This window comes from Dyella sp., assembly GCF_035277725.1.
Classification (GTDB): Bacteria; Pseudomonadota; Gammaproteobacteria; order Xanthomonadales; family Rhodanobacteraceae; genus Dyella_B.
In genome coordinates this window covers 1-5,019 of the sequence record NZ_DATEJY010000179.1, presented here as the reverse complement: position 1 = coordinate 5,019, position 5,019 = coordinate 1, and the positions used below count along the sequence as shown (strand labels likewise).

Genomic DNA, 5,019 nt, shown 5'->3' with positions numbered 1-5,019 from the left:
TGGCGATCAGCATGACCCAGTCCTTCCGCCAAGTACTCCAGATACTTCTCGAAGCGGTTTGACACCGTCCTCATCGCATCTCACCCATGGCATCAAGTTATACACATATTACATTGATTTTTATGACACAGTAAGACTAGGCGTCAACAATATCTTTGATCGCGTTGGACCGCTCTTCTACAACGCTACTAGCAACACGATCGGCAACAGCGGCTTCGTATACAACCCATCCTACGATTACGGGCGGTTTGTTTACCTTCGATACAATCAGAAGTTCGACTTCTGAATCCTTGCATGCGTGAAAAAGCGGGCCAACAAACTGGCCCGCTTTTTTATAGGCCAAGAAAAGCGCGCGCGCCTTGCGCGAATAACGCTTGTGCCACGTCATTGCCAAGCTCCACCGCAGCGGCGCTGCTTGCGTTGGCCTCCGCCAACAACAACCGTCCGCTCGACACATCTCCCACCATGCCGCGCAAGTGCAAACCGTGTTCAGTCACCGTGCACCACGCACCCACCGGCACCGTGCAGCTTCCGCCCAATGCCTGATTCATCGCGCGCTCGGCGGTGACCGCCAATCGCGTGTCGGCATCGTCCAGCACTGCAAGCGTTTCGAGTACATCGGGCTGGTCCGCGCGCGCTTCGATCGCTATCGCTGCCTGTCCGGGCGCGGGCAGCCAGCTGGGTGCGCCCATGCGGCTGCGGATGCGATCGTGCATGCCCAGTCGTTCCAAACCGGCGCAGGCGAGAATGATCGCGTCGTAATGACCTGCATCCAGTTTCTGCACCCGCGTACCGACGTTGCCGCGCAGATCGAGCAGTTCCAGGTCGGGTCGCACCGCGCGCAACTGCGCTTGGCGACGCAAGGATGAAGTGCCGACGCGCGCGCCAACTGGCAGTGCGGTGACGTCCGCGTAGTGGTTGCTGACGAAAGCGTCCGCCGCGTCCGCGCGCGGCAGGATGGCGGGCAGGGTGAAGCCGGGTTCCAGTTCCGCCGGCACATCTTTCAGCGAATGCACGGCGAGATCCGCGCGGCCTTCCAGCATCGCCACTTCCAGTTCCTTGAGGAACAAGCCCTTGCCGCCGATCGTCGCCAGCGGCTTGTCCAGGATTTCATCACCGCGCGTGCTCAGCGGAACCAGTTCCACGCGCAGTCCCGGATGTGCCGCGCGCAACAGGCTTGCCACGTGCTCGGCTTGCCACAGGGCGAGCGCACTCTTGCGGGTGGCGATGCGTAGCAGGGAAGGCGACATGACGGCTCCGGAAACGGTGGCAGGCATCATTGTCGCGCACTCGTCATCTCACGCGCAGCAACCGCGCAGGCCGGCATAAATCGTAGGCTGGGATGCAATCCAGGCATTACCGTGCCAATGAAAGCTGGGATTGCCATCCCAGCCTACCCACCCCACACCTTCAACCCACGCGCAGCAGCTTGCGCAGCGTGGGCAGATTGCGGCGGCTCACTTCTGGACTGAAGTCGGTACCAGCCAACCGCGCCAGCACGCGGCCATCAGCCAGTGTCTTCAGCCCGACCAGGCGATTGGCCGGCACCAGGCAATTGCGGTGCAGGCGGATCAGATGCTCCGGATACGTTTCCTCAAGCTGGCGCAGCGAATCATCCAGCAACAGCTGATCGCCCGCCCGATGCGCCACCACGTATTTCTCTTCCGCCACCAGGCAGATCACATCATCCAGCGCGATGCGAATCGGTTCGCCACGCACCCGCGCATGCAGCCAGCCCACCGGCTCGCGCGGTTGCGCTTCGAGCCGCTGGCGCACGCGCCGAAGAGCATCGCGCAGTCGCTCCACCCGCACGGGCTTGAGCAAATAATCGGCGGCGCCCAATTCGAACGCATGCACGGCATGTTCTTCGTAAGCGGTGCAGAACACTACCTGCGGACGCGTGCGGTTGGCCAGCCGCGCGGCCAGCGCCTTGCCGTCCAGACCCGGCATGTTGATGTCGAGCAGCAGCAGGTCCGGCTGCTTTTCGGAAATCGCCGCCAACGCGGCTTCGCCGTCGGCCACACTGCCGACCACATCCACGTCCGTGCACTCTTTCAGCAGCGAGTCCATGCGCGCGCGCGCGAGTGGTTCGTCGTCAACGATCAGTACGCGCATGACGCATCTCAATCGGCAGCAGCAATGTCACGATGAAACGATTCCCCTGTGGTCCCGCTTCCAGGCCCGCCCGTGGCCCGAAATGATAAGCCACGCGCTGGCGTACGTTGTTGAGACCGTGTCCACTGCCGCCAACGCTCGGCGTTTCGGCGAGCGGATTGTCGATCTCGATCCGCATCGTCGCGCCCTCGCGCACACCGCGCAGCACGATCTCGCCACCTTCACGCAGCGGCTGCACGCCGTGGCGCACCGCGTTCTCCACCAGGGGTTGCAGCAACAGCACCGGCATCGACGCATCCAGCGGGAGGTCATCCAGTTCGCGCCGCACGTGCAAACGCTCGCCCAGGCGCAGTTGTTCGATGTCGAGATAACGATCGACCAGGTGCAGCTCTTCACCCAATGTGCCGCTGTGCGTATCGTCCTGGCCCAACGCGGCGCGGAACAGCTCGGAAAGATCTTCCACCGTGCGTTCGGCCGCTTCCGGATCCACGCGCACCAGCGCCGCTACCGTGTTCATGCTGTTGAACAGAAAGTGCGGACGAATGCGTGCCTGCAAGGCCTCGACCCGGGCATGCGCGACTGCTGCGAGCCGCGCCTGCCATTCGGCCAGCACATAGAAATAGCGCAGCATGGCGGCGCCGAGCAGGGCGGCGATCAAGCCGTTATCGCGCACGAATGTGCTGGAGCCGGCTGGAATCAACTGCATCTCCAGCATCGTATCCATCCACTGCGCCATCACGCTGCCCAGCACCACGATCAACACCATCACCAGCCACACGCCCGCATACGGCAGCAACCCGGGCAAACGCAGCAGCCAGGGACGCAGCTTGCACAGCGCCACGCCGATCACCATGCCTACCCATTCCACGAACAGCATGCCCACGCTGTAGCCACGCCAGCCGCGAGTGCTCTGCGGCGCCAGCCATGCCAGCGTTACGCACAGCGCGCCCACCACCAGCAGCGCCGAAATCACCGGCAGGCTGCAGAAGTCCGGCAGCGGGCTGTGCGGCTGTGAAGAAGGTTTGTTGGCATTCCCCGGCATGCGCGCAGTATGCCCGCATGGCTCGTGGTTTTTCAGCGCAGGCGTTCGCCGATCCAGCGGCGCAGGTCGGCAATCTCTTGCGGATGCACCGAATGCGGCATCGGGTAGGTATGCCAGTCCACGTGATAACCCAGCGTTTCCAGTGCGGCACGTGAGTCGATGCCCCGCTGCAGCACCACCACCGGATCGAACGTGCCATGCCCCCAGAAAATCGGCACCTGGGCATTGGCGGCACTACGTTCGCCCGCCAACGTACGGGCGATCGTCAGATAGGTGGACAGCGCCACGATGCCAGCCAGCTTCTGCGCATGACGCAAGCCGGCCGCCAAGGCAATCGCACCACCCTGTGAAAAGCCCGCCAGCAGAATGCGTTCGCTCGGCACACCGCGCTGATGCTCGCGAGCGATCAGCGCCTCCACCTGCTTGATGGCTTCGCGCGTGCCCGTTTCATCCTGCCGCGCGCCGGGCTCAAAGCTGTAGATGTCGTACCACGCGCGCATCGCCATGCCGTTGTTGATCGTCACCGACCGCACTGGCGCATGCGGGAAAACGAAGCGTAACGCCGGCCATTCGGGCGAGACCAGCTCCGGCACGAGCGGCGCAAAGTCATGGCCATCCGCGCCCAGGCCGTGCAGCCAGATGATGCTGTAGACGGGGTTGGCGGCGGTTTCGTTTTCGACGGCGGGGAGCAAGGACATGGGAGATCATAACAATGGGAACCAACGCGGAATCGTAGCAGCCGCTCCGATGTCGTAGCGAAAAGAGTTCGTCCCGCATGGCGCTTACGCAAGCGTGCATCTCGATCAGCGCGAAAGATGGCTCCCTCCCCTGCTTGCAGGGGAGAGTTAGGGTCAATGCTCCGAACTTAAGGATTTTCAACCGCTGGAAACTCTTGTTCGTCATTCCAGCTTTCGCTGGAATGACGGGTTTGGGTTCTGTAGCGACTGGAAGAACCTTAAGTTCGGAGCATTGGGGTTAGGAGCGAGCGGCGCGACCCAAACCTCTGCGCAAGACATATTTCAGCGACATTGGCTGCGCGCTAAAGCCCAGGCAACCCCACCCCAACCCTCCCCTGCTGTCGCAGGGGAGGGAGCGCATCACGCAGGTAGCAAACTTCATGCGTTTGAATTGGGCATCAATGCGCAGGCAACCCCAACTCCTGCGCGAAGAACGTCAACATGATCGCCGTGTTGCCAACGCGCTGGCTAAACGGCGCACCAATCCCATGCCCCGCATTCATGCGGGTCAGTAACAGGATCGGCTGATCCGACGTGGTGGTGCTTTGCAGGGCTGCGGTGAACTTGCGCGACTGCCACGGCGCCACCCGCGGATCGTTCGCGCCCGTCGTCATCAACACTGCCGGATACGCCGTATGCGGCTTCACATTCTGTAACGGCGAATACGCCAGCGTGGCCTTGAATTGCGCCGGATCGCTCACCGTGCCGAACTCGCTCACGTTGTAAGCACCGTTGGTGAAGTTGGTTTCGTGGCGAATCACGTCGTAGATGCCGACCATTGCTACGACGGCGCGGTAATCGTCTGGATGTTGCACCAGCGATGCACCCATCAGCAGGCCGCCGTTGCTCTCGCCGAGAATGCCCAGATGCTGGCGATCGGTCCAATGCGTGTCGAACAACGCCAGTGCCGCCGCGTGAAAATCATCGAACACGTTTTGCTTGTGCAGCTTCTGTCCCTGCGCATGCCAATCCTGGCCGTATTCATTGCCGCCACGGATATTGGCGAATGCGAGTACGCCGCCACGTTCCAGCCACGCCAGTTCCGGCCCGATGAAATGAGGCGTGATCGGAATGTCGTAGCCGCCATAGCTATACAGAATGGTCGGCCGCTGACCGTTCGGCGTG

Annotated in this window: 6 protein-coding genes; 1 reads left to right on the top strand and 5 read right to left on the bottom strand. The window is 62.2% G+C overall.

Features of this window, described 5'->3' with window-relative positions; genetic code table 11:
- The coding region (locus VJR68_RS15720) for a hypothetical protein (protein ID WP_324149215.1) at positions 1 to 286 on the top strand (286 nt) is incomplete at its 5' end.
- Between the two features lie 46 nt (positions 287 to 332).
- On the opposite strand, the gene hemC is transcribed toward VJR68_RS15720, so the two are convergent.
- The 5 genes from hemC to VJR68_RS15695 form a co-directional block, all read right to left on the bottom strand.
- The gene (hemC, locus tag VJR68_RS15715) at positions 333 to 1,250 is read right to left on the bottom strand and encodes a hydroxymethylbilane synthase (RefSeq protein ID WP_324149213.1); all 918 of its coding nucleotides are present in this window, start codon (positions 1,248 to 1,250) and stop codon (positions 333 to 335) included.
- Positions 1,251 to 1,410: 160 nt separating this feature from the next.
- Positions 1,411 to 2,115: a LytTR family DNA-binding domain-containing protein gene (locus tag VJR68_RS15710; RefSeq protein ID WP_324149211.1), complete on the bottom strand. Its 705-nt coding sequence runs from the start codon at positions 2,113 to 2,115 to the stop codon at positions 1,411 to 1,413.
- Entirely contained in the window at positions 2,096 to 3,157 is a 1,062-nt protein-coding gene (locus tag VJR68_RS15705) for a sensor histidine kinase (protein WP_324149209.1), read from the bottom strand. Before VJR68_RS15705 ends, VJR68_RS15710 begins: the two co-directional genes overlap by 20 nt.
- Before the next feature lie 32 nt (positions 3,158 to 3,189).
- Positions 3,190 to 3,855 (bottom strand): carboxylesterase, encoded by a 666-nt coding sequence (locus tag VJR68_RS15700; RefSeq protein WP_324149207.1) that lies wholly within the window; start codon positions 3,853 to 3,855, stop codon positions 3,190 to 3,192.
- A gap of 437 nt (positions 3,856 to 4,292) precedes the next feature.
- A partial coding sequence (locus tag VJR68_RS15695) for a prolyl oligopeptidase family serine peptidase (protein WP_324149205.1) occupies positions 4,293 to 5,019 on the bottom strand: 727 nt, incomplete at its 5' end.

Bases quoted from the DNA above. Each gene is read 5' to 3' on its own strand.
- hemC (WP_324149213.1), bottom strand. From the start codon at position 1,250: ATGTCGCCTTCCCTGCTACGCATCGCCACCCGCAAGAGTGCGCTCGCC.
- VJR68_RS15710 (WP_324149211.1), bottom strand. From the start codon at position 2,115: ATGCGCGTACTGATCGTTGACGACGAACCACTCGCGCGCGCGCGCATG.
- VJR68_RS15705 (WP_324149209.1), bottom strand. From the start codon at position 3,157: ATGCCGGGGAATGCCAACAAACCTTCTTCACAGCCGCACAGCCCGCTG.
- VJR68_RS15700 (WP_324149207.1), bottom strand. From the start codon at position 3,855: ATGTCCTTGCTCCCCGCCGTCGAAAACGAAACCGCCGCCAACCCCGTC.